Raw genomic sequence first — 21682 nt, 5'->3', positions numbered from 1 at the left:
TGGGTGGTGACATGCGCGTCGTCATCGCCGGTGCCTCGGGCTTTCTCGGGACCCACCTGTCCGACCACCTGCGGGTGCACGGGCACGAGGTGACGGCCCTCGTCCGGCGCGAGCCCGGCTCGGCCCACGAGTCCCGGTGGGACCCGGCTGGCGGCAGCATCGACGCCGCGGTGATCGAGTCCGCCGACGCGGTGGTCAATCTCGCCGGCGCGCCCATCGCCGGCAACCCGCACTCGAAGAAGTGGGCCCGGGAGGTGCTCGAGTCGCGGGTCTCGACCACCCGGCTGCTCGCCGAGACGATCGCCGAGACCGAGCGCCCGGCGGCCTTCCTCGCCGGCAACGGCATCGCCTGGTACGGCGACCACGGAGCGTCGCCGGTCACCGAGGACACCCCCAGCACGGGCGACGCGTTCCTCACCAACGTCTCCCACGAATGGTCCGAGGCGGCCGACCCGGCCCGCAAGGCGGGCGCGCGCGTGTGCGAGCTGCGGACCTCCCCGGTCATGGACCGCACCTCGCCGCCGCTGAAGCAGCTGCGCCTGCTCTTCCAGGCCGGCGGCGGCGCCCGGCTGGGCTCGGGCGCGCAGTTCATGCCGATGATCTCGCTGCGCGACTGGATCGGCGCGGTGAGCTACCTCATCGAGTCGCGCGACGTCTCCGGCGCCTTCAACCTCTGCTGCCCGAACACGCCGACCAACGCCGAGTTCACCAAGGCGCTGGCGTCCGCGCTGCACCGCAAGGCCCTCTTCGCCGTCCCGGCGCCCTTGATGAAGATGGCCGCCGGCGACCTCGCGCCGGAGGTGCTCGGGTCGGTCAACGCCCGGCCGGCCGCCCTCGAGCGGGCCGGCTACGACTTCGAGGACGAGGACGTGCGCGAGGTGCTGGCCGCCGCGCTGTCCTGATCGCGCACCTCGGCCACCACCCACCCCGCGCCCTCGCGGACCAGCACCACCTGTCGCGTGGAGGGTCGGTCGACCGGCAACGAGACGGGTGCGCCGGACCCGACGGCCTCCGCCCCGACGACACGGTCCGTGACCACCAGCTCCAGCCGGCCCGGGGACCGGGCCGCCACCCGCAGGCCCAGCACCTGCGTCGTCATCCCCTCGACCCGGAGCCCGCGCCGGCCGTAGTCCCGCAGCAGCCGGACGTCGGCCGCGCCCGCGCCCGACCCGTCGGCGTACAACCTCTCGAGCGCACCCGCGTCGCCCTCGGCCCAGGCGGCGGACCGCCGCTCGTCCCAGGCCGCCAGCACCGCGGCCGGCCCGGACCGGGCGGGCTGTGGCGCGGACGGGGACGACGTCGGGCTCGCCAGACGGGGGCGCGGCGGCGCCGGGTCGGGTCGCGCCACGACGACCACGAGCGTCGCCACCACCAGCGCGCAGGCGGCGGCGGTGAGCGCGGGGAGCATGCGTCGCGGGTCCACCCCGCCACCCTCGCCGAATCCCCGGCCGGCTGCAGGCGTCATCCACAGGCGCCCGCACGTCCCCCCTCCCCTGCGTCATCCGAACCCGAGCGCATGAGTGCCGATCCGCATGACGCAGCGTCGCCCCGCAGCGAGGCGAGCGGCCCAGCGGCGTACGCTCGGGGCCATGTCGTCGGACCAGATCGCCACGCACGCGCTCGACGTCGAGGTCGCCGGTCTCGGCGACGACGCCGTCGACTACCTGGCCGCCTGGGACCTCCAGCGCCGGGTGCACGAGGAGGTCGTCGCGGGCTCGCGGGCCGACACCGTGCTGCTGCTCGAGCACCCACCCGTCTTCACCGCCGGCAAGCGCACCGAGCCGCACGAGCGGCCGCTCGACCCGGGTGGCGCGGCGGTGATCGACGTCGACCGCGGCGGCAAGATCACCTTCCACGGCCCCGGCCAGCTCGTCGGCTACCCGATCGTCCAGCTGCCCGACCACGTCAAGGTCGTCGACTACGTGCGCCGGGTCGAGGAGGCGCTCATCGCGGTCTGCACCGACCTGGGCGTCACCACCGCCCGCATCCCGGGCCGCAGCGGCGTGTGGCTGCGCGAGGACGAGCGCGGCCCCGAGCGCAAGGTCGCTGCGATCGGGATCCGGGTCAGCCGGGGCGTCACGATGCACGGCTTCGCCCTCAACTGCGACGTCGACCTGGGCTGGTACGACCGCTTCGTCCCGTGCGGCATCGCCGACGCCGGCGTCACCTCGCTCTCGCGGGAGCTCGGTCGCGACGTCACCATCGACGACGTGCTGCCGAGCGTGCGCCGGCACCTGGCGACGTACCTCGCCTGGCAGCCCTACGACGCCACCCCCGACTACGACGCCCGTCCCGAGCCGGGCCGCGGCCCCCGCATCGAGCTGGTGCGACCGGGCGCGTGACCCGCGCGGACCGGTGGGTCAGTCGCGCCGGTCCTCCCCGAACCGCTTGTGGGAGTGGTGCTCCTCGGCGAGCCGCCGCAGCGTGGTGAGAACGGTCGCGAAGACGACCTGCCCGACGATCATCTCCTCGAGCAGGCCGACGCGGTCCTTGCGGTCGTCGAGGTTGGCGATCTCGTGGCGGGCGAGCTGGTCGGCCAGCGCGACGTAGGGCGCGATCTCGCCGGGACCGCGGGGATGGGTGTCGAAGGACGCCACCAGCTCCAGGGTCGCCGCGAGGTTGTCGCGGTCGACCGAGTCCGTGCGCACGCGGTCCCAGCCCGCCTGGTCGATGATCGCGTCGGCGATCTCCCGCGCCTGCGCCCGCGACGGGTCGGCGGACGCCGGGGGCGGGGTGGGCGCGAGCGCGTCGGCTGCCACCGCGAAGAGGTCGTGCACGGTCCCCTGCGTCTCCGTCGCGGCGACGAGGCGCTTGAGGCCCTCGACGGGCACGTCGCCTGCGTCGCGCAGGATCCGCAGCAGCTCGAGACGTCGTACGTGCTGCTCGTCGTAGTCGGTGAGCCGCGGCGTCCGCTTCTCACCCTCGGGGAGCAGCCCCTCGCGGAGGTAGTACTTGATCGTCGGCACCGGCACGCCGGTCCGCTCCGAGAGCTCGGACATCCGCACGCTCGTCCCCCTTGACCCACGTCGTGGATAGTGCCACTGTCGTACAAGACAGTAACACTATCCAAGGAGGCCGCCATGGCTGGCTCCACCACCCGGCGTGTCCCCCGCGCCTATGCCCCGGCGCCCGGACGCGCCCCCGCAGGAGTTCGCGGCGGCCAGTACGTCGCCGACCCGCAGGTCGACGACGTCGTCGTCTTCGTCATCGGCATGCGGATCAACCGGCTGCGCCGCGTGCGCAGCTGGTGGCCCGTGTTCACCGGCATGCCGCGGATGCTCCGCGAGCTCGCGGGGAGCGACCGCGGGCTGCTCGGCGCGCACTCGCTGTTCGGCGGACGCACGCTCGTCACCATCCAGTACTGGCGCAGCGCCGAGGAGCTCGGCGCCTTCGCCCGCGACGCCTCCCTGTCGCATGCGCCCGCATGGCGCGCGTTCAACAAGGAGTTGGCCGCGACGGGCGACGTCGGGATCTTCCACGAGACCTACGTCGTCCCGGCCGACCGCGTGGAGTCCCTCTACGGCAACATGACGGAGTTCGGGCTGGCCGCCGCGTTCGGCTCCGTCGAGCGCGGCCGTGGCAAGGGTCGTACGGCGGCGCACGAGCGCCTCGAGTCCACCGAGCCCGACTACGTCGACGCCTCGACCTGAGTGCCCCGGATGCTGACCGGATGCTGATTGGGGACGCTCGGGGCACCGTCGTAGAGTGGCGCGTGTGACGACCGCTCCCGCACCCGAAGGACGCAAGCTTCTCCGACTGGAGATCCGCAACGCGGAGACCCCGATCGAACGCAAGCCGGAGTGGATCAAGACCCGGGCCAAGATGGGACCGGAGTACACCTCCCTGCAGAACCTCGTGAAGTCCGAGGGGCTCCACACGGTCTGCCAGTCGGCGGGCTGCCCCAACATCTTCGAGTGCTGGGAGGACAAGGAAGCCACCTTCCTCATCGGCGGCGACCAGTGCACCCGCCGCTGCGACTTCTGCCAGATCGACACCGGCAAGCCGCAGCCGCTCGACCGCGACGAGCCGCGCCGCGTCGCGGAGTCCGTGCAGAAGATGCAGCTCAAGTACGCCACCATCACCGGCGTCGCCCGCGACGACCTGCCCGACGGTGGCGCCTGGCTGTACGCCGAGACCGTCCGGGTGATCCACGAGCTCAACCCCGGAACCGGCGTCGAGAACCTGATCCCTGACTTCAACGGCAAGCCCGACCTCCTCCAGGAGGTCTTCGAGAGCCGTCCCGAGGTGCTCGCCCACAACGTGGAGACGGTCCCCCGGATCTTCAAGCGGATCCGCCCCGCGTTCCGTTACGACCGCTCGCTCGACGTGATCACCCAGGCGCGTGACTTCGGACTGGTGACCAAGTCCAACCTGATCCTCGGCATGGGCGAGACCCGCGAGGAGGTCAGCCAGGCGCTGCGCGACCTCCACGAGGCCGGCTGCGAGCTGATCACCATCACCCAGTACCTCCGCCCCTCCCCCCGCCACCACCCCGTCGAGCGCTGGGTCAAGCCCGAGGAGTTCGTCGAGCTCAAGGCCGAGGCCGACGAGATCGGCTTCGCCGGAGCGCTCTCGGGTCCGCTGGTCCGCTCGTCCTACCGCGCCGGTCGGCTGTACGGTCAGGCGATGGACGCGCGCGCCGCTGCCGCCGTCTGACCCAGCACCAGCACCACCTTCATCTGAACCCGCACCAGCACCTGTTCAACACCTGACCGGACAAGGCCACCTCATGTCGACCCCCGCCACCACGCCCAGCTCGCGCCGCGGGCAGATCATGCAGACCTACCAGATGGCCAAGCGGAGCGACCCGCGCATCGGCCTGATCGTGATGGGTGTGTTCGTGCTCGGCGCCGCCCTCGGCTTCGCGCTCATGTGGGCGCTGCCGGGCGACGGGATGATCGGCTGGATCATGTCGGTCGTCGGCGCGCTCCTGATCGGTGCGCTCTTCGCACTGCTCGTCTTCGGTCGCCGCGCCCAGAAGGCGGCGTACACCCAGATGGAGGGCCAGCCGGCCGCCGGGGCGGGAGCCCTGCAGATGCTGCGCCGCGGCTGGAAGGTCGACCCGGTCGTCGGCTTCACCAAGCAGCAGGACGTCGTTCACCGCGTCGTCGGCCCGCCGGGAATCGTCCTGGTCGGCGAGGGCTCGAGCCCGAGCCGGGTCAAGCAGCTGCTCGCGAACGAGCGCAAGAAGCACGAGCGCGTCGCCTACGGCGTCCCGATCCACGAGGTCGTCTGCGGCCGCGGCGAGGGCGAGGTCCCGCTGCCCAAGCTGGTCAAGCACGTCCAGAAGCTCGGCCGCAACGTCAAGCCCGCCGAGATGACCGACATCCTCCAGCGCCTCAAGGCCCTCGACGCCCAGCGCGGCAAGCTGCCGCTCCCCAAGGGACCGGTGCCGACCTCGATGAAGGGCATGCGCTCGCAGCAGCGCGGCCGCTGACCGCTCGACCCACTGGTCGAGGGGGGCGCCCTGCGCCCGTCACGAGACCGACGTCAGAGCGTGACGGTGCGGGTGCCGGCCGCGACGTCGTGGAGCCCGCGACCGTCGAAGGTCAGCAGGGGCGGCACGAGCAGCGCGACGARCACGGAACGACCCAGGGACCGCAGCAGCGAGACCGGCTGGCCGGAGCCGTCGTTCCGGACCACCCGCAGCCGGGTGGCGAGCTTGCCGAACGACCCGCCGGCCAGCGTGGTGAACAGGGCCGACTCGAGGACGAAGAGCGTCAGCGTGCCGAGGCCGTTGGGGTTGCCGCTGAGGACGTCGACCGCCACCAGGCCCTCGATGACCGCGAGGCAGGCCACCCAGTCGACGAACAGCGCCAGGATGCGCCGTCCCCACGAGGCCGACGCGAGCTCCGGTGTTACAGCGCTGGTCACGCGACCACCCTAGGAGGCGTCCGGGGACGGCCCAGCGACCGGTCACCCGTAACACGGGCGAAACAAACGGGATACGGTCTTGAAACTGCTCCCACCTAGCGTGGCGGCACGGTGCAACGAGGCTCCGCTCCCGAACGCTGCAAACTCGACGTGCGCGCGCCGCCGTCAAGGAGGAACCGAATGTTCAACAACTCCGATGAGCTCCTGAAGTTCATCAAGGACGAGGGCGTCGAGATGATCGACGTCCGCTTCTGCGACCTGCCGGGCGTGATGCAGCACTTCACGGTCCCGGCCTCCTCCTTCGACCAGAGCGTCTTCGACGACGGCCTCGGCTTCGACGGCTCGTCGATCCGCGGCTTCCAGGCGATCAACGAGTCCGACATGGCGCTCTTCCCGGACCCGACCACGGCGTACCTCGACCCGTTCCGGCGCAGCAAGACCCTCAACGTCAACTTCTTCATCCACGACCCGATCACTGGCGAGGCCTACAGCCGCGACCCGCGCAACATCGCGCGCAAGGCGCTGGCGTACCTCGACTCCACCGGCATCGCGGACACCGCCTACTTCGCTCCCGAGGCGGAGTTCTACATCTTCGACAACGTCCGCTACAGCACGGGCGTGAACGAGGGGTACTACCACATCGACTCCGTCGAGGGCTGGTGGAACTCCGGCAAGGACGACGGCCAGAACAAGGGCTACAAGACCCGCCTCAAGGGCGGCTACTTCCCCGTCGAGCCGTACGACCACTACAGCGACCTGCGCGCCGACATGGTCAAGAACCTCGAGGCGTGCGGACTGCACGTCGAGCGTGCCCACCACGAGGTCGGCACCGCCGGCCAGGCGGAGATCAACTACCGCTTCGACACGCTGCTGAAGGCAGCGGACGACGTGATGAAGTTCAAGTACCTCATCAAGAACACCGCCTGGGAGCAGGGCAAGTCGGTCACCTTCATGCCGAAGCCCATCTTCGGCGACAACGGCTCGGGGATGCACATCCACTCCTCGCTGTGGAAGGACGGCGACCCGCTGTTCTTCGACGAGACCGGCTACGCCGGCCTGTCCGACATGGCCCGCTGGTACATCGGCGGCATCCTCGAGCACGCCCCGTCGCTGCTCGCGTTCACCAACCCGACCGTGAACTCGTACCACCGCCTCGTGCCTGGGTTCGAGGCGCCGATCTCGCTGGTCTACTCCTCGCGCAACCGCTCCGCCTCGGTGCGCATCCCGATCACGGGTGCCAACCCGAAGGCCAAGCGCGTCGAGGCCCGCTTCCCCGACCCGTCGGCCAACCCCTACCTCGCCTTCGCGGCCATGATGCTCGCCGGCCTCGACGGCATCCAGAACAAGACCGAGCCCGCAGCGCCGATCGACAAGGACATCTACGAGCTGCCGCCGGACGAGATGGCCGACATCAACCAGGTGCCGACCAGCCTCGACGCGGTGCTCGAGGCCCTCGAGGCGGACCACGACTACCTGACGGCCGGCGGTGTCTTCACCGACGACCTGATCGAGACGTGGATCCACTTCAAGCGGACCCAGGAGATCGCCCCGGTCCAGCAGCGCCCGCACCCGCACGAGTTCGAGCTCTACTACGACATCTGAGCCACGCTCAGCGCTCACCAGCGGGTTCGCCCTCTGAACAGCGCCTGACCTGCGAAAACGTCCCAAGACACCTTCGGTTGTCTTGGGACGTTTTCAGTTGTCCTGTGGCATGGAGGTGGCATGGAGAACTACTGGCTCCAACGGGCAAGCCACTAGGGGCCAGTTCGCAGTCAGCCGGCTTGGAGCCGCAGCCCGGCGAGCAGCAGGTCGAGGCCGGCGCGAAACTGCTCGGTGTCGTCGTGGCTCGCGAACTCCTCGGCGATGTGGTGCACGAACGGGTACTCGGCGGGGTCGAGGGCGCGCCACTGGTCGGCGAAGCGCTCGACGTGCTCGTCTCGCTCGACGGAACTCTCGGCCACCTCCGCCGGCGGCTTCTGGCCGAGGTCGGCGGCGATCCCCACGACGAACCCCATGACCGCTGAGACTGCGTGGAAGGACTGCTTGGGAGTGAGGTCGAGCCGGAGGACCTGCTGGCCGAGGCGTTCATAGAGGGCGAGTGCGTTCGGCTGCACCTCGGTGTCGCGCATGAAGTAGGCGCCGAGCCAGGGCCGGTCGGCGATGGCGTCGAAGAGGGTCACCGCGATCCCGCGTAGGTCGTCGATCGGGTCCTCGGAGCCGTGGAAGCCTGCGGTGTCGGCGAGCACCTGGGCGACGATGTGGTCGCTTGCCCGGTCGAGCAGCTCGTCCTTGTTGGAGACGTACCAGTAGATGCTCGCCGCTCCCCCGCCGAGCCGCGCGGCGAGGGCGCGGAAGGTCAGCGCAGAGTCGCCGGCCTCGTCGAGCAGGGCGACCGCCTCGGAGATCACGGCCTCCATCGAATGCGTGGCGCGACGGCGACCTCCACCCTGCCCCGCCTCCCGCGCCTCGCGGCCTCCGCCGCGCTGGGGGCGTACGTGCTCGTCGGGTCGTCCGGGTGCGGAGCGCGCGTGGCCTCCGGCTCTCTTGCCAGCCATGTGACCCATCCCATCACCTCGTCGGCCGTCGTGGTCTTGCCGAACCATCGAACGGTGTTCTATATTATCGAACGTTGTACGACAATGGTACAGCGTTCGATCCTCGGACCGACACCTGACACCCACAGCCACCCTTTCAAGGAGGTGCCTCCCATGACTGCTCTCACCGTCCAGCCCGCGCCGGCCCGTACCTACTCCTCCCTCCGGGCGGCGTGGATCCCGCTGTTCGCGCTCTGCCTGGCGTTCTTCGTCGAGATGGTCGACAACACGCTGCTCACGATCGCGTTGCCGACCATCGGCCGCGACCTGGGCGGCGGCATCACCGCGCTCCAGTGGGTCACGGGCGCCTACTCCCTCACCTTCGGCGGCCTGCTCCTCACGGCCGGCTCGATGGCCGACCGGATCGGCCGTCGCCGCGTCCTGCTCGTCGGCCTGGCGGCCTTCGGAACCATCAGCCTCCTCGTCGTGCTCGTGCAGACAGCCGGCGAGCTCATCGCGCTGCGCGCCGCGCTCGGCCTCACAGCCGCCGCCATGGCGCCGATCACGAACTCGCTGGTCTTCCGGCTCTTCGACGACCAGGCCCTGCGGATGCGCGCGATGACGCTGATGATCGTCGTCGGGATGAGCGGCTTCATCCTCGGCCCGGTGCTCGGCGGCTCCGTCCTCGCACACGTGAGCTGGGAGTGGCTGCTCGTCGTCAACGCTCCGATCGCCCTCATCGCCTGGATCGGCGTGCGGACCGGTGTCGCGGCGGACCGCCCGGGGGACCTCACGACCGACCGGCTCGACCTCCTCGGCGCCGTCTTCAGCATCGCCGCGATCGGCCTCGGCTGCTACACGCTCACCAGCGGCGTCGAGCACGGCTGGACCTCGCTCGTGACCGTCGGGTCGGCCGTCGGTGCGCTGCTCGCGCTGGCCGCGTTCGTCCGGCACGAGCGTCGTACGGCCCAGCCGATGCTCGACCTGGGGCTGTTCGCCCACGGCACCGTCCGTGGCGCGGCCATCGCGCAGGTCGGCACGTCCATCGCGATGGCTGGGGTGATGTTCGGGCTGATCCTGCACTACCAGTACGCCTACGGCTGGAGCCCGATGAAGGCCGGCCTGGCGAACCTCCCGCTCATCCTCACGATGATCCTCGCCACGCCGATCTCCGAGGGACTCGGCAAGCGCTTCGGCCACCGGATCGCCTGCCTCATCGGGGCCGGGCTGCTCGCCGGCTCGCTCGCCGGCCTCTCGTGGGGCGTCGACCACGGCTACGCCGCGATCGCCGTCTTCCTGGTCACGTTCACGGTCGGGCTGCGCACCGTGATGACGATCTGCGCCGTGGCGCTCGTCGACGCGATGCCCGCCAACCGCACCTCGATCGGCACCGCGCTCAACGACACCGCACAGGAGGTCGGCACCAGCGTCGGCACCGCCGTCGTCGGCACCCTGATCGCTGCCCTCGTCACCTCGACCCTCCCGGCGGGCGCGTGGAGCAGCGACCTGGTCGCCTCGTTCTTCCACGGCGAGCAGGTGATCTACGCCGCCCTCGCGGTGATCGTCGGGCTGGTCGCCGGCTGGGGAGCCTTCACCCTCACCGACTCCCGCTCGGTGGAGGAGGCGCACTGACGTCGCCGAGGCCCCGGCCCAGCGCCTCAGGAGCCGTGCTGGGCCGCCCGGTGCTGCGCCAGGATGTCGACACCGAAGTCGTTGGTGGGCTCGCGCCACACACAGTGGACGTGGTTGGCGTCGTCCTCGGTGTTGTCGAACTCGACGAGGGTCACCGGACCCTCGAGGCGGAAGTCTCGTCGCGGCGTTCCTCCTGCGGCTCAAGCCCGAACAGGTGGGACGGGAGATGGACCGGATACGCAACGCCGGCCAGGGCAGACCCTTCACGCACCGAAGCGCTTCGCGGTCCGCGTCGGTGAGCTCGCGCAGGACGTGCTCCAGCGACATGACCTGGACGACCTGGGCGTAGCCCTCGACGGAGAGGCACTGCGCGATGAGCCGCGCCGGAACGTGCCGTCCGCGTTCGCCCGGAGCGGGTGACCCTCCGCACGGTCCTGGCTGCCACGATCGTCGAGGTGAGCCCAGCCACCATGCAGGTCGCCGGGCGGCACAGCGATCGGACCGGCGCGATCGCCGCCTGGAGCGACCCACCAGCCAAGCACCTCGAAATGAGCAAGGAGCAGTCATGACGGAGAACCAGGGCCCGGACGGACCCGATGCCGACATCGTCACCGGCGTGACGGATGGCGCCTACGCCCTCGTCGTCGCCGACTACGCGGACACCGAGTCAGCATGGAGTGCCTATGAAGACCTGAAGTCGGTCGAGGACGGTCGCACTGTCGCCATCGAAGGCGTCGTCGTGGTCAAGCGCGGTGAGGACGGACAGCTGGACATCCAGAAGTCCACCGACCACAGCACCCGGTCCGGGCTCCGGTGGGGACTCGTCGGCGGCATCGCGCTCGGGATCATCTTCCCGCCCTCGATCCTGGGAAGCGCGGCCGTCCTGGGCTCGACCGGAGCCGCTGCCGGCAAGATCCGCCAGCTGCGGCACCGCCACGAGCTGGCCGAGGACCTSCAGGACTCGATCGCACCCGGCCATTCCGGAATCGTGGCTCTCGTCTCCGACCCCAGGGCGGTGAAGATCCGCGAGGCGCTCGCCCTGGCCGATGCGGTCGTGGAGCGGACGGTCGACAAGGTGGCGGCCGAGGACATCAAGGCCGCGGCCAAGGAGGCCGAGGCTGAGGAGAAGGCCGCGAAGGACACCTCCTCCGGGAAGTAGCCCCTGCCATGTGGGGACTTTCCGTGCGAGCTCCGGTCGGCGTTGCCTGCGCGTGCCTGGTCCTGGTCGCATGCGGTGACGACGGCAACAGCGACGGCGACAACGAGGTACAGCGGGCGCAGGCCCGGGTAGCGGCTGCGCAGGACGATCTCGTGGGCGCGCGGGATGCGGCGGAGGTGGCGGCCTCCGAGTTCTGCGACCAGACGAGGGACTACGTCGTGGCCCTGGACCGGTACGGCGACGTACTGGCCTCGACGAAGCCGACGGTCGGGGACGCACGGGAAGCCGGTGCCGATCTCGCCGAGCCCGGTGAGGACCTCGCGGCCGGGGCAGAGAGTGCGGTTGCCGCCCGGGAGGACGTGGTGACGGCCGAGGAGGACCTGGTGCAGGCCCAGGCGGCGCTCGCCGAGGCGAGGGGCACGTCGCCCAAGCCCACGCCGACCAGCACCGCCACGGTGCTGGTCCCCGAGGTCCCGCCCGCATCCGCGGACCGTGTGCGGCAGGCCGAGGCCGACCTCGACGCCGCCGTCGACGGCATCAGCGACCAGACGCCCCTGGAGCAGGCCGGCCAGCAGCTCAACGCGGCCGCCGTGGCGCTCGAGATGTCGTGGCTCCGTCTCTTCTCGGAGGTGGGCTGCCTGACCGACGAGCAGCAGGCGCAGGCCGCCACAGCGGTGCGCGACTACACCGCGACGCTTCAGGAGTCCCTCGCGCTCGCAGGGCACTACACCGACGAGGTGGACGGCGTCTACGGTCCTGCGACCGTCGAGGCGGTCCGGTCCCTCCAGGAGTCCCACGGGCTGCCGGCGACGGGAGCCGTCGACACGGCGACCGCTGCGGCGCTGCAGTCCGACCTGGCGGCGCAGGGCGGCGCTGCCGAGCAACAGTCGATCGCCACCACCGCAGCCGTACAGCAGACCCTGAGCCTCGCCGGTTTCTGGACCGGGCCGGTCGACGGCGAGTGGACCCCTGCCCTCACCGAGGCGCTGAAGGCGTTCCAGGCCGAGCTCGGCGTGAAGACGACGGGCACGGTCGACGCTGCCACGATCGCCGCCCTGGAACGCGCGATCACGGAGGCGGACGAGCCCGAGGCCACGCCGACCGCATCGCCGTCCGAGGACGATGGAGCATCCGACGACGTCGAGCCCGACGTCGAGCCCGACGACGCCGAGACCTCGTCGGACTGAACATCGCGTGCGCTCTCCTGTCGACTGCCGCTCACTCCTGAGCAGCGCTGCGGATGGTCCAGTAGGTCCCTCCGCGGATCGATCCGGGCGAGGAGCGGACGACGAAGTGCGATCACATGAGGCGTGGGACCCTGCGGTGACAGTGGTCGGCAGCAGCCGCGCCCAGGGTCTTCACCGTTGCGCCCTGTCATGCTGGGCAGATGAGTAGTGAGAGTTCGCGGTCAATGACCTTTCAGGCGAGGCCGTCGGATGTCTTCGCCGCGCTGTTGGAGGCTGCGCGGCGTACGGGGTTCCAGTACCTGTCCGGCGATGTGAGCACGGGCACCGTGATGTTCACCTCGGGGAGGTTCTTGCTGATGGTCGGCGAGAAGGTCCATGCCCAGTGCGAGGAAGTTGCGCCAGGGACCATTCAGGTGACGATGTCCACGGCAAAGTTCGGCATCGCCGGATCGGGCCGCCGCCGTCCAGGTGTGGACCGCATGTCTGACGAGTTGAGCGGGCTGCTGCCACGCGCCCAGTAGGCGCTAGCGGTCGTGGCGTGGACGGCCTCGGGACGTCCGCTCGCCACTTCGACGTGTTTCGGCGGACGAAAAGCCTCATGCGGCTTTCGTGTGGTCCCCTCCCCCGGCGCCGTGGTCACGCAATGAGTGCTCCGAGGCCGAGGACGACGATGACGAGCGCCGCGAGCATGGCCAGCAGCGGCCAGACCCAGCGCAGATAGGTGCCATAGGGCACGCGGGCGATGGCCAGGCCGCCCATCACGACCGCGGAGGTGGGGATGAACAGGTTCATCAGGCCCGACGCGCTCTGGAATGCAGTGACGATCAGGTCCGCCTCCACGCTCACAAAGGCTGCGAGCGGCGCCAGGATCGGCATCGAAACGGTGGCGAGGCCGGACGAGGAGGGGATGAGGAACGACAGGGGCAGGAAGATCAGGAACACCACGATCACGAAGGCCACGGGGCCGAGGCCCTCGACCGCCTGCTCGGCCCAGTGCAGCACGGTGTCGGTGATCCCGCCGTTGTTCATGACCACGGTGATTCCTCGGGCGATGCCGATGATCAACGCGACTCCGAGCAGGTCGCGGGCGCCGTTGACGAACGAGTCGGTGAGGTCGGTCTCGCTCAACCGTCCGATCAGTCCGATGATCACCGAGAACAGAATGAAGAGCGCGGTCATCTCCGGGAACCACCACCACAGCGTGGGGATCCCGATGCCCATGTCCTGCCAGGGGATGACGCCGTACATCATGATGACGAAGGCCAGACCGAACACGGTCAGGATGACCTTGTCGCGGCTGGTCATGACGGCCTCGTCCGTGTGTCCTTGGACGCTGAAGTGGGCCTCGTTGGCCACGCGCATGTCTCGGACTGCCGATCTGGTGGGGTCCGCCTTGACACGTTCGGCGTACCGCATCACGAAGAAGATCCCGACCCCGAGCCCGACCACGAGGATGATCAGCCGGGAGAGCAGGCCTTCGCTGATGGAGACGCCGGCGAATCCGGAGGCGATGCCGGTCGCGAAGGGGTTGATCGTCGAGCCGAGGGTGCCGATGCCGCACCCGAGGAGGACGATGGCTGCGCCGGTCAGGGCGTCATAGCCGGCGGCGATCATGACCGCGATGACGAGGGTGTAGAACGCGAGGCTCTCCTCGGCCATGCCGTACGTCGACCCGCCGAGGGCGAAGACCATCATCAGGATGGGGATCATCCAGCGTTCGCGGCCGCGGAGCCGCGCGACCAGCCGTCCGATGCCGGTCTGGATGGCCCCCGTACGCATCGTGACGCCCAGGAAGCCGCCGATCACGATGATGAAGAGGGCGACGTCGATGGCTCCGAAGAGGACACCGGTGTTGTAGTAGCTGATCTTCCCGTCTGCGTCCTCGATCCCGTAGAGCCCGTTGATGGGGGCGGTCAAGGAGTCGATCAGGATGCGCTGCGGGTCGCCGTCAACCTCGCTGTACGTTCCCGGGATCGGGGCTCCCTCCTTGTCGAGCTGGTAGGCCCCGGCCGGGATGAGCCAGGTCGCAAGCGCCATGAGGAAGATGAGGGCGAACAGGATGGTGTAGGCCGAGGGGAGCTTGAAGCCGCGCTTCGGCTCGGCCGGAGGGGCGGTGGTCGCTTCAGTCATGACGGTCTCCTCGAGGAACGGCGGGCAGCGTGGCAGTCGTGGCGTCGTCCTCCCACGGGCCCTCGGCCGGGGGCACCTTGAAACCGATGTAGCCGTAGATGATGTCGAGCAACGGGCTGAGCAGGTTGAAGAAGCAGAACGGGAAGTAGGCGGCGGTGGAGACCCCGAGAACTCCTGAGATGTAGGCACCGCAGGTGTTCCACGGCACCAGCACCGAGGTCACGGTGCCGGAGTCCTCGACCGCCCGACTCAGCACCTGAGGTGCGAGCCCCCTGCGGGCGAACTCGGTGCGGAACGTGCGTGCGGGCAGCACAACGGCGACGTACTGGTCCCCGGCGATCACGTTCAGGCCGATCCCGCTGCCGTTGACCGAGGCGATCAGCGACCCGCGCCGTCTGGCTCGCGACACGATCGGGTCGAGCAGGCGTTGGAGGAAGCCCGCGTGCTCCATGACCGCGGCGAAGGACAGGGCGCCGAGCACCAGCCAGATCGTGCTCAGCAGGCTGGCCATCCCGCCACGGGTGAAGAGCTCGTCGATGGGTTCGACCCCCGAGCTGCTGACGAACCCCGTCGCCATGGCGCGGAAGATGGCTTCGATCGACGTGGCGACCGGGCCGAGGGACGGATCGGCCACGAATGCCTTCACCGCCTCCCACTGGGTGAACGGCGCGAGGATGCCGGCAAAGAGCGCGGATCCCAGGATGGACAGGAACGGCGGGAACTTGAGTACCGCGAAGACCACCAGCAGCAGCAGCGGGAGCAGGTTCACGAAGCCGATGTTGAAGGCCGCGGCCAGTGCCTCTCGCGCCACGTCGGTGCTGAGCACTGCCTCAGGGTCCGCGTTCAACCCCAGCACGAGGAAGATGACGAGGCTGATGCCGAGCGCCGGTCCGGCGGTCCAGAACATGTTGCGGACGTGCTCACCGACGGTGAGCCCACCGCCGACGAGCTGGGGGACGAGGATCGTGGTCTCCGACAGCGGAGTCATCTTGTCGCCGAAGTAGGCGCCGCAGATGACGGCGCCCGCAGCGATGGCGTCGTCGAGCCCCATGACGTTCGCCATCCCGACGAAGGCGACGCCGAGCGTGCCCACCGTGGTCCAGGAGCTGCCGGTCACCATCCCGACCAGGGCACAGACGACTGCGGCGGTGAGGTAGAACCACGACGGACTGACGAGCCGGATGCCGTAGTCGACGATGGTGGGGATGGTCCCGGCCATGTTCCAGGTGCCGATCAGCGCCCCGACGGCGAGGAGGATGAAGATCGCCCCCACCGCGGAGGTGACGCCGCCCACCGCGGCGTCGGCGACACCCGCGACCGTGTAGCCGTTCTTGAACGCCATCAGGCTGGCGAACGCGGCGCTCAGGAGCAACGCCACCTGGAGCGGCCCGTTGGTGGCGTCGATCCCGAACAGGTAGATGGTCATGGCGAGCATGACGATCAGCACGACGATCGGCAGCACGGCATCGAGCATGGTGGGGGCCCGCGGACCCGGGCGCCGCATGCGTCCAGCCGTGGGCGCGGCAGGGGGATCGGACATCGCCGCCACCTCAGCCTGTCGGCCCCTGTGCGAGAGCGTCACCGGCACCGAGAGCACCCTCGAAGATGCCCCGGTGGTGCTCGGTCCCGCGCGCCCACACGACGAGGGCGACTACGCACGCGAGCAGGACGACGACAAGCACCCAGCGGGGCAGCTCACGAGGCATCGCCGATCACCTCACACCGGGTCCCGTGTCAACGGACACGTCATGCAGTGCCCGCCTCCGCGACCTTTTCCGAGCTCGAATCCCTCGATCGTGATGACCTCGACACCGGCCTCGCGCATCTTGGCGATCGTGTACGTGTTCCGCTCGTAGGCCACCACGACGCCCGGTTCCAGGGCGACGACGTTGTTGCCGTCGTCCCACTGCTCGCGTTCCTGTTGGTAGGCGTCGCCGCCGGTCTCCACCACCCGCAGCCGGGGCACGCCCATCGCATCGGCCACAGCCGCAAGGAACGATTCCTCCTCGGTGACGTGGAACCGCTGCCCGTTGCTGCCGGGTCGCAGGCTGATCGCCCGGATGCCACTCACCACCGAGGGGTAGGCCGTCACCTTGTCCCGGTCGAGCATCGTGAACACGGTGTCGAGGTGCATGTGCGCCCGGTCCTTGGTCATGACCGCCGCGATCACCCGCTCGGCCGCCCCCTTCTCGAACAGCGCTGCTGCGATCTGCTCGATCATCCGGGCCTGGGAACGTTCGCTCATCCCGATCAGGACGGTCCCGTTGCCGATCGGCATCACGTCCCCACCCTCGAGGGAGGAGCGACCGAAGTCGTGCGCCTCGAAGCGCCCGTCGTCGCCGAGGTGCGGGTACCAGTACTCGAACTCGGCGTCCCGGAACATCGGGTGGTAACGGTAGATCGCAGCCACGTTGTAGGCCTCGAGCCGGCGCGCGGGCCAGAACATCGGGTTGATCGAGACACCGCCGTAGATCCAGCAAGAGGAGTCGCGTGTGAACAGGGTGTTCGGCAGGGGTGGCAGCACGAACATGCTCTCGTCGTCCAGCGCCGCGGCCGGCAGCGAGCGCGATCGGTACTGCCCCAGGTCGAGCCCGGACTCGGCCACGGTGAGGCCGCCGATGAGGTGGGTGGCGAGGACGTCGGGCGCCATCGCGGCCAGTCCGGCGCGTATTTCGTCCACCAGGGACAGCCCTACGGTGTACTCGGAGGCAGCCACCTCGATCAGGCGGTGCCGGCCTTCGTCGCTCGCGGCCAGCGACTCCGCGAGGAGGGTCTGGAGCAGGAAGACCTCGACGCCACGCTCCTGCATCCTCGCGACGAACTGGTCGTGCTCGTACTGGGCGCGCTCGACCCACAGCACGTCGTCGAAGAGCAGGGCGTCGTGGCTGGACGGCGTCAACCGCTGGAGACTTAGCTCCGGGCGGTGCACCATCACCTGTCGCAGGCGCCCGACCTCTGAGTGGACTCCGAACCCCGTCATCGCTCCTCCGTCCCGGGCACCACCTGGGTGCCCGCCTGTCCATCGACGATCTGCTGGATCTGCGTGAGCGCGCCGATCGCGGCGCGCCCCCCGGTGGCTTCGACGAAGCGGCACGCCGCGTCGACCTTCGGTCCCATCGAGCCGGCCGGGAACTCGGCCCGGCGAAGCTCCTCTGCCGTCACGCGTCCCAGAGCCCGCTGCTGTGGTGTCCCCCAGTCGGCGTACACAGCATCGACGTCGGTGGCCATCACGTAGAGGTCGGCCGAGACCTCGCGGGCGAGCAGCTCGCTGGCGAGGTCCTTGTCGATGACTGCCTCGACACCGACGAGCGTGTGGGCGGGGTCGTCGAGGAACATGGTCGGCACACCACCTCCTCCTGCGCAGATGGTGACGACGTCGTGCTCGAGGAGCCATCGGATCGGGTCGATCTCGAAGATGTGGCGTGGCTCGGGTGACGGGACCACCCGACGCCAGCTGTCACCGTCGGGCTTGAACACCCAGCCCTTGGCGGCTTGCAGCGCGTCGGCCTCAGCCTTCGTGTAGATCGGGCCCACGAACTTGGTCGGATCCTCGAACGCCGGGTCCGCGGGGTCGACCTCCACCATCGTCAGGATCGTGGCCAGCGGCGCCTCGGGCGGCATCACGTTCCCCAGCTCCTGCTCGAGGACGTAGCCGATCATCCCTTCCGTCTGCGCGCCCAGGATGTCGAGGGGGTAGGCGTCGACCTCCGTGTAGGCCGCCGCCTGCAGCGCCAGGAGGCCCACCTGGGGGCCGTTGCCGTGGGAGAGGACCAGCTCGTGCTCCTTCGCGACGGCGGCCAGGGCCGGTGCCGCCACCCGCACGTTGGCGCGCTGGTTCTCCGCGGTCATCGGCTCACCGCGCTTCAGCAACGCATTGCCACCCAGAGCCACCACGACGCGCATCGGAGGTCAGTCCCCCAGGGTGGCGACCATGATCGCCTTGATCGTGTGGAGGCGGTTCTCCGCCTGGTCGAAGACGATCGAGTGCTCGGACTCGAAGACGTCGTCGGTGACCTCGAGGCCGTCCATCCCGAACTCCTGGAAGATGTCCTCGCCCACCTTGGTGTCCCGGTTGTGGAACGCGGGTAGGCAGTGCATGAACTTGACCGTCGGGTTGCCGGTGCGGGTGATCACGTCGCGGTTCACCTGGTACGGGGTGAGGAGCTTGATCCGCTCGGCCCAGACGCTCTTGTCCTCGCCCATCGACACCCAGACGTCGGTGTAGAGGTAGTCCACGCCGGAGACCCCCTCGTCGACGTCCTCGGTCAGGGTGAGCCGGGCTCCGGTCTCCTCGGCGATCTCGCGGGAGGCCTTGACCAGGTCGTCCGCCGGCCACAGGTCGCGGGGGGCGCACAGCCTGACGTCCATGCCGAACTTGCAGGCGCCGACCATCAGCGAGTTGCCCATGTTGTTGCGTGCGTCACCGAGGTAGCAGAACGCGATCTCCCTCAGCGGCTTGTCACAGTGCTCGGTCATGGTGAGCACGTCCGCGAGGATCTGCGTGGGGTGGAACTCGTTGGTGAGACCGTTCCACACCGGCACCCCGGCGTGCGCCGCCAGGGTCTCGACGGTCTCCTGGGAGAAGCCCCGGTACTCGATCGCGTCGTAGGTGCGGCCGAGCACCCGTGCGGTGTCCTTGATCGACTCCTTGTGGCCGATCTGGGAGCCGCTGGGCTCGAGGTAGGTGACGTGGGCACCCTGGTCCTTCGCGGCGACCTCGAAGGACGTGCGGGTGCGCGTGGACGTCTTCTCGAAGATCATCGCGACGTCCTTGCCGGCGAGGCGTGGCTGCTCGTAGCCGGCGTACTTCGCCGCCTTGAGGTCGGCGGAGAGCCTCAGGAGGAAGCGCATCTCAGCGGGGCTGAAGTCGAGCTCCTTGAGGAAGCTGCGGTGGCGGAGGTTGAACGACATGGAGTTCTCCCTGTTCAGGTGGTGGCCGGGGTGACGCTCAGTGGATGGGCCGGGGTTGCGGAGGAGCTCAGATCTCCCCGGCGGCGGATGACGAGCTCGATGAGCTCATCGACCACGACGAGGGAGCTGGCGCTGATGGCGAGCAGCGAGACGGCGTAGCGCCGCAGCTGGACGATGCCGGGGAGCGTGTCGCGGTCGAAGACGGTGTTTCTCTGGTCTCGGCACACCAGGGCCCCGGACACGTGGAAGACCGACAGCGTGGTCAGCAGCATCGTCGCGGCGACCACCCCGTCGCCCTGGTCGTCGCCTACCTGGTGGGCGATCAGCGATCCGACCGTCATCACCGCACCCTGGGCGCAGAGTCGGACCCAGTTGTCGCGGGACGGGACTGGCGCACCGACGGGTCGCGGGGGGCGGTCCATCAGGCCGCAGGGGGCCTGGTCGAAGCCGAGTGCGATTGCCAGCACCCTGGACCGTCTGCGACATCAGGGCCTCCACCGATGGGCTGTCTCGGCGGGTCCGCCCACCAGCGAACCTCAGTCGGACGTTAGGCGCCTCGTGACCCGGCCACTTCACCCGTGCTGGGGGAGTGAAGTCCGACCCGTTCTCGACACGATGGACGCGAGGGTCGGGCGGAGGCTGAGGACCATGGTCGGTGCCGGAGACGGTGGGACGGCGGCCGGCGGTGACGGACCAGACGGCAGCCGAAGCCTGTCCGTCCGGCAGGCCGCCTTCATCGGCGTCGGGTCCATGGTCGGCGCCGGGATCTTCGCGCTCCTCGGCGCCGCCGGCGAGGTGGCCGGCTCAGCGGTCTGGATCTCGTTCATCCTGGCGGGCGGGGTCTCCGTGCTCCAGGGGTACTCCTTTGCCAAGCTCGGCGCGCGCTATCCCTCCGCGGGTGGGTTTCTCGAGTACGTCGTCCGTGGCTGGGGGGACGGCCACTTCACGGGCGTGCTCGCGTGGCTGCTTCTCGCGGTCAACGCGATCATCACCGCGATGGTCGCCGTTTCGTTCGGAAGCTACGCGAGTGATGCTCTCGCTGACACCGACGAGTGGGTGAAGCCGTTCGCGGTGCTGATCCTGCTGGTGATGTCAGTGCTGAACATCCTCGGCGCCCACGCCGTCGCCCGTGCCCAGACCGTGATCGTCGTGGTCGTCGTCGGCATCCTGATCGTGTTCTCCATCGCCACCCTGTCGAACCTGGACGTCGACCTGCTCGCGTTCTCGGGCTATCCCGCCCTGCGAGACATCGTGTCCAGCGTGGCACTGACCTTCTTCGCCTTCCTCGGCTTCGGTGTCATCACCTTCACCGCCAAGGACCTCGCCGACCCGACCCACCAGCTCCCCAAGGCGATCTACCTGGCGCTGGGCATCGCGACCGTCGTCTACGTCGCCGTCGCCCTCGGGGTGTTCGGAACGCTCACCGTCGACGAAGTGATCGACTCCGGGGGTACCGCGCTCGCGGTCGCTGCGGAGCCGGTGCTCGGGGCGGCCGGATACTGGCTGATGACGGTCACGGCCCTGTTCGCCACTGCTGGCGCGACCAACTCGGGGCTGTTCCCGGCCGCCGGTCTCGCACAGGAGATGGCCACGATCGGCCAGTTTCCGCCGCAGATGGGTCACCGGGTCGGGGGGCGCGCACCCATGGGCATCCTGGTCACGGCGGCGGCGGCGATCGTTCTCGCGATCTCCATGGACCTCAGCGCGATCGCCTCGATCGGTAGTGCGGTCGCGCTGGTCGTGTTCACCCTCGTCACCTTCGGGCACCTGCGTATCCGGCACGAGACGGGTGCCAGCACGTGGCTGCTGTTGCTCGCCAACCTGACGACCGTCGTCGTCTTGGTCGCGTTCGCCCTGACCACGCTGGTCGAGGAGCCCGGAACGGCCGTCGCACTGGTCGCGATCCTGCTGCTCGGCATCGTTCTGGACTTCGGGTGGAAGCGGCGCCGGAGCTCGGCACGGGTCTCCGTCCACGATGTCTCGTCCAAGGACGCCGATCAGTCGTGATGTCCAGGCCACGTTTGGTCAGTGGGGCGAACCACGGCGTGGTGACGAGCAGTCGCTGGACGGTCCGTCCCTGTCGCCCTGCGGGCTGTCCGACATACCCGGTCTCTCGTGGGATGGCCAGGCGACTGTCGTCGCTGCGTGGATCCAGGCTCCCAGTGCCCGAGGTCGGGGCCGGGGCCTCGGTGCGTCTGGAGCCGTAGGTCCGGGACGTCGTCGCCCGCTCGACATGTGACTCCACACACATGTCC

General features: G+C 69.5%; 21 protein-coding genes and 1 pseudogene. 11 read left to right on the top strand and 11 right to left on the bottom strand.

The features are described 5' to 3' along the window. Positions 1-11 precede the first annotated feature (11 nt). Positions 12-902, top strand: a complete 891-nt coding sequence (locus tag AC1DP1_RS10025) for a TIGR01777 family oxidoreductase (protein WP_477506738.1) — start codon at positions 12-14, stop codon at positions 900-902. Here the strand turns inward: AC1DP1_RS10025 and AC1DP1_RS10020 are convergent. Continuing rightward, positions 848-1423, bottom strand: a complete 576-nt coding sequence (locus AC1DP1_RS10020; RefSeq protein ID WP_477506737.1) for a hypothetical protein — start codon at positions 1421-1423, stop codon at positions 848-850. The genes AC1DP1_RS10025 and AC1DP1_RS10020 overlap by 55 nt on opposite strands. A 166-nt stretch (positions 1424-1589) precedes the next feature. On the opposite strand from AC1DP1_RS10020, the gene lipB reads away from it, so the two are divergent. Further along, positions 1590-2342 (top strand): lipoyl(octanoyl) transferase LipB, encoded by a 753-nt coding sequence (lipB, locus tag AC1DP1_RS10015; protein WP_457191768.1) that lies wholly within the window; start codon positions 1590-1592, stop codon positions 2340-2342. Positions 2343-2360: 18 nt separating this feature from the next. Here the strand turns inward: lipB and AC1DP1_RS10010 are convergent, their stop codons facing one another. Further along, complete coding sequence (locus AC1DP1_RS10010) at positions 2361-2999, bottom strand: MerR family transcriptional regulator (protein ID WP_477506736.1); 639 nt, start codon at positions 2997-2999, stop codon at positions 2361-2363. Positions 3000-3080: 81 nt separating this feature from the next. Between AC1DP1_RS10010 and AC1DP1_RS10005 the strand changes: the two genes are divergently transcribed. From AC1DP1_RS10005 to AC1DP1_RS09995, 3 genes are all read left to right on the top strand, one after another. Beyond that, positions 3081-3650: a DUF4188 domain-containing protein gene (locus AC1DP1_RS10005; protein WP_477506735.1), complete on the top strand. Its 570-nt coding sequence runs from the start codon at positions 3081-3083 to the stop codon at positions 3648-3650. Between the two features lie 64 nt (positions 3651-3714). Then, entirely contained in the window at positions 3715-4656 is a 942-nt protein-coding gene (gene lipA / locus AC1DP1_RS10000) for a lipoyl synthase (RefSeq protein WP_191195920.1), read from the top strand. A gap of 73 nt (positions 4657-4729) precedes the next feature. Then, positions 4730-5437 (top strand): DUF4191 domain-containing protein, encoded by a 708-nt coding sequence (locus AC1DP1_RS09995; protein ID WP_477506734.1) that lies wholly within the window; start codon positions 4730-4732, stop codon positions 5435-5437. A 53-nt stretch (positions 5438-5490) separates the two neighbouring features. Here the strand turns inward: AC1DP1_RS09995 and AC1DP1_RS09990 are convergent, their stop codons facing one another. Beyond that, the gene (locus AC1DP1_RS09990; RefSeq protein ID WP_477506733.1) at positions 5491-5874 is read right to left on the bottom strand and encodes an RDD family protein; all 384 of its coding nucleotides are present in this window, start codon (positions 5872-5874) and stop codon (positions 5491-5493) included. Positions 5875-6054: 180 nt separating this feature from the next. Here AC1DP1_RS09990 and glnA point away from each other — a divergent pair, with 180 nt between their 5' ends. Beyond that, entirely contained in the window at positions 6055-7476 is a 1422-nt protein-coding gene (glnA, locus tag AC1DP1_RS09985) for a type I glutamate--ammonia ligase (protein WP_477506732.1), read from the top strand. Between the two features lie 170 nt (positions 7477-7646). Here the strand turns inward: glnA and AC1DP1_RS09980 are convergent, their stop codons facing one another. Continuing rightward, positions 7647-8429, bottom strand: a complete 783-nt coding sequence (locus AC1DP1_RS09980; protein WP_477506731.1) for a TetR/AcrR family transcriptional regulator — start codon at positions 8427-8429, stop codon at positions 7647-7649. A gap of 153 nt (positions 8430-8582) precedes the next feature. Here AC1DP1_RS09980 and AC1DP1_RS09975 point away from each other — a divergent pair, with 153 nt between their 5' ends. After that, positions 8583-10040, top strand: coding sequence for an MFS transporter (locus AC1DP1_RS09975; protein ID WP_477506730.1), 1458 nt, complete (start codon positions 8583-8585; stop codon positions 10038-10040). 26 nt (positions 10041-10066) lie between these two features. On the opposite strand, the pseudogene AC1DP1_RS09970 reads toward AC1DP1_RS09975, so the two are convergent. Continuing rightward, positions 10067-10201: pseudogene (locus AC1DP1_RS09970) on the bottom strand (DUF3500 domain-containing protein); the annotation flags it as partial. A 404-nt stretch (positions 10202-10605) separates the two neighbouring features. Between AC1DP1_RS09970 and AC1DP1_RS09965 the strand changes: the two are divergent. The 3 genes from AC1DP1_RS09965 to AC1DP1_RS09955 all read left to right on the top strand — a co-directional run bounded on the left by AC1DP1_RS09965 (position 10606) and on the right by AC1DP1_RS09955 (position 12907). Further along, on the top strand, positions 10606-11199 hold the full coding sequence (locus AC1DP1_RS09965) for a DUF1269 domain-containing protein (RefSeq protein ID WP_477506729.1): 594 nt from the start codon (positions 10606-10608) through the stop codon (positions 11197-11199). 23 nt (positions 11200-11222) lie between these two features. Beyond that, complete coding sequence (locus AC1DP1_RS09960) at positions 11223-12386, top strand: peptidoglycan-binding domain-containing protein (protein ID WP_477506728.1); 1164 nt, start codon at positions 11223-11225, stop codon at positions 12384-12386. A gap of 224 nt (positions 12387-12610) precedes the next feature. After that, the gene (locus AC1DP1_RS09955) at positions 12611-12907 is read left to right on the top strand and encodes a hypothetical protein (protein WP_477506727.1); all 297 of its coding nucleotides are present in this window, start codon (positions 12611-12613) and stop codon (positions 12905-12907) included. A 115-nt stretch (positions 12908-13022) separates the two neighbouring features. Here the strand turns inward: AC1DP1_RS09955 and AC1DP1_RS09950 are convergent, their stop codons facing one another. From AC1DP1_RS09950 to AC1DP1_RS09925, 6 genes are all read right to left on the bottom strand, one after another. Then, on the bottom strand, positions 13023-14516 hold the full coding sequence (locus AC1DP1_RS09950; protein WP_477506726.1) for a YfcC family protein: 1494 nt from the start codon (positions 14514-14516) through the stop codon (positions 13023-13025). Then, positions 14509-16056, bottom strand: a complete 1548-nt coding sequence (locus tag AC1DP1_RS09945; protein WP_457192315.1) for a Na+/H+ antiporter NhaC family protein — start codon at positions 16054-16056, stop codon at positions 14509-14511. The genes AC1DP1_RS09950 and AC1DP1_RS09945 overlap by 8 nt, the downstream gene beginning before the upstream one ends. Before the next feature lie 177 nt (positions 16057-16233). Continuing rightward, positions 16234-17496: an arginine deiminase gene (locus AC1DP1_RS09940; RefSeq protein ID WP_457192319.1), complete on the bottom strand. Its 1263-nt coding sequence runs from the start codon at positions 17494-17496 to the stop codon at positions 16234-16236. Next, a complete protein-coding gene (gene arcC / locus AC1DP1_RS09935) occupies positions 17493-18419 on the bottom strand; it encodes a carbamate kinase (protein WP_457192321.1) in 927 nt (308 codons plus the stop codon). Before arcC ends, AC1DP1_RS09940 begins: the two co-directional genes overlap by 4 nt. A gap of 6 nt (positions 18420-18425) precedes the next feature. Further along, on the bottom strand, positions 18426-19427 hold the full coding sequence (gene argF / locus AC1DP1_RS09930; RefSeq protein WP_457192323.1) for an ornithine carbamoyltransferase: 1002 nt from the start codon (positions 19425-19427) through the stop codon (positions 18426-18428). Between the two features lie 14 nt (positions 19428-19441). After that, positions 19442-19894 carry a cation transporting ATPase C-terminal domain-containing protein gene (locus AC1DP1_RS09925; protein WP_477506725.1) on the bottom strand — a complete coding sequence of 151 codons (453 nt, stop codon included), beginning with the start codon at positions 19892-19894 and terminating at the stop codon, positions 19442-19444. Between the two features lie 181 nt (positions 19895-20075). On the opposite strand from AC1DP1_RS09925, the gene AC1DP1_RS09920 reads away from it, so the two are divergent. Next, positions 20076-21434 carry an APC family permease gene (locus AC1DP1_RS09920; protein ID WP_477506724.1) on the top strand — a complete coding sequence of 453 codons (1359 nt, stop codon included), beginning with the start codon at positions 20076-20078 and terminating at the stop codon, positions 21432-21434. Positions 21435-21682: the final 248 nt, after the last annotated feature.

The organism is Nocardioides sp. P4_G10 (assembly GCF_056401175.1).
This window is presented reverse-complemented; position numbering and strand designations above follow the sequence as displayed.

Bases quoted from the DNA above. Each gene is read 5' to 3' on its own strand.
- AC1DP1_RS10025 (WP_477506738.1), top strand. From the start codon at position 12: ATGCGCGTCGTCATCGCCGGTGCCTCGGGCTTTCTCGGGACCCACCTG.
- lipB (WP_457191768.1), top strand. From the start codon at position 1,590: ATGTCGTCGGACCAGATCGCCACGCACGCGCTCGACGTCGAGGTCGCC.
- AC1DP1_RS10010 (WP_477506736.1), bottom strand. From the start codon at position 2,999: ATGTCCGAGCTCTCGGAGCGGACCGGCGTGCCGGTGCCGACGATCAAG.
- AC1DP1_RS10005 (WP_477506735.1), top strand. From the start codon at position 3,081: ATGGCTGGCTCCACCACCCGGCGTGTCCCCCGCGCCTATGCCCCGGCG.
- AC1DP1_RS09995 (WP_477506734.1), top strand. From the start codon at position 4,730: ATGTCGACCCCCGCCACCACGCCCAGCTCGCGCCGCGGGCAGATCATG.
- glnA (WP_477506732.1), top strand. From the start codon at position 6,055: ATGTTCAACAACTCCGATGAGCTCCTGAAGTTCATCAAGGACGAGGGC.
- AC1DP1_RS09980 (WP_477506731.1), bottom strand. From the start codon at position 8,429: ATGGCTGGCAAGAGAGCCGGAGGCCACGCGCGCTCCGCACCCGGACGA.
- AC1DP1_RS09975 (WP_477506730.1), top strand. From the start codon at position 8,583: ATGACTGCTCTCACCGTCCAGCCCGCGCCGGCCCGTACCTACTCCTCC.
- AC1DP1_RS09955 (WP_477506727.1), top strand. From the start codon at position 12,611: ATGACCTTTCAGGCGAGGCCGTCGGATGTCTTCGCCGCGCTGTTGGAG.
- AC1DP1_RS09950 (WP_477506726.1), bottom strand. From the start codon at position 14,516: ATGACTGAAGCGACCACCGCCCCTCCGGCCGAGCCGAAGCGCGGCTTC.
- AC1DP1_RS09945 (WP_457192315.1), bottom strand. From the start codon at position 16,056: ATGTCCGATCCCCCTGCCGCGCCCACGGCTGGACGCATGCGGCGCCCG.
- AC1DP1_RS09940 (WP_457192319.1), bottom strand. From the start codon at position 17,496: ATGACGGGGTTCGGAGTCCACTCAGAGGTCGGGCGCCTGCGACAGGTG.
- arcC (WP_457192321.1), bottom strand. From the start codon at position 18,419: ATGCGCGTCGTGGTGGCTCTGGGTGGCAATGCGTTGCTGAAGCGCGGT.
- argF (WP_457192323.1), bottom strand. From the start codon at position 19,427: ATGTCGTTCAACCTCCGCCACCGCAGCTTCCTCAAGGAGCTCGACTTC.
- AC1DP1_RS09920 (WP_477506724.1), top strand. From the start codon at position 20,076: ATGGTCGGTGCCGGAGACGGTGGGACGGCGGCCGGCGGTGACGGACCA.